Genomic DNA, 1,285 nt, shown 5'->3' with positions numbered 1-1,285 from the left:
ATACTAGTAACCTATTTCCCCAAACTCGCCAGTTGAGCCGCCAACTTAACGACACATTTGTTCAAAGCTTGACGTGGGAAATCATTTGGGTGGGAGATAAACCCTATTCTGTCTTAGGATTATTAAGCTTGATTGGGTTATTTGCTGCTCTGATACTCCTAGCCAAGGCAGTAAAAAAAGTTTTGCGATCGCGGATTCTTCGCCTCACCAATCTCAGCCGCCCTGCCCAGGAAACTATTGCTCTGATTACCCATTATTCCATACTCTTTATCGGTGTTATTGTCCTATTGCAGTTGTGGGGAATCGACTTTAGTTCTCTAGCCGTATTTTTCGGAGTCTTGGGTGTGGGGATTGGCTTGGGAATCCAGGGAATTGCTAAGGAATTTGTCAGCGGTTTGGTACTCATTTTTGAGCGTCCGATTCAAGTCGGGGACTTTGTGAATGTTGGGGAACTGATGGGAACAGTAGAAAATATCGGTATTCGCAGTACAGAAATCCTGACTTTGGATCAAGTCTCAATCATTATCCCCAATTCTCGCTTTCTGGAAGCTGAAGTGGTCAACTGGACTCACAATAATCCAGTATCCCGGTTAAAATTACCCGTAGGGGTGGCCTATGGTTCAGATCCAATTAAAGTCCGTAGTGCTCTGATTGAAGCAGCTTCTCAACATCCAGAAATCTTAGATCAACCAGCCCCTAATGTATTTTTTATTGGATTTGGGGAAAATGCCCTCAAGTTTGAGTTGTTGGTTTGGATTAAAGACCCTCCCAAGCAGTTCCAAATCAAGAGTGAGCTTTACTTTCTGATTGAAGAAATACTACGTCATTACCATGTTGATATTCCCTTTCCTAAGCTAGATTTGCACGTCCGTTCTGGTAATTTTCCTGTAGACGTTTCACACCAGTTAATTGAGTCCCTAACTCAGCTATCTCAGGAATTGACTCAGTGGATGGCCAGACAATCTCATGGTACTAGTCACAATGGTACTAGTCACAATGGTACTAGTCACAATGGTACTAGTCACAAGAATGTTCAAATGAACAATACTTCAGATAATAATTGATAGTTAAGGGAATAGGGAACTTGATATCAGGCCAATGACTAATACCAAATCCGCTTGCCATACCCCCTTTACAAAAAATCAACCAAATCCTTTTATTCTTCGATGAATCTATAGCTGTTTTAATAAGGGGGGTATGGGACAGGATTTAGTATTACTTATTACTTGATTAATAATCCTCCCCAAGCAAGTAATAGAGAAAAAAAGATCGCAGCGATCGCCTG

1 protein-coding gene is annotated in these 1,285 nt (G+C 41.6%); it reads left to right on the top strand.

Going from position 1 to position 1,285, the window contains the following annotated elements:
- Positions 1-1,064, top strand: a 1,064-nt coding sequence (locus F6K53_RS43225; RefSeq protein WP_293086854.1) for a mechanosensitive ion channel domain-containing protein, incomplete at its 5' end; no start/stop codon positions are given.
- Positions 1,065-1,285 lie beyond the last annotated feature (221 nt).

This window comes from Moorena sp. SIO4A1, assembly GCF_010672065.1.
Classification (GTDB): domain Bacteria; phylum Cyanobacteriota; class Cyanobacteriia; order Cyanobacteriales; family Coleofasciculaceae; genus Moorena.
The sequence above is the reverse complement of the archived record's forward strand: the minus strand, read 5'-3'. Positions and strand labels throughout refer to the sequence as shown.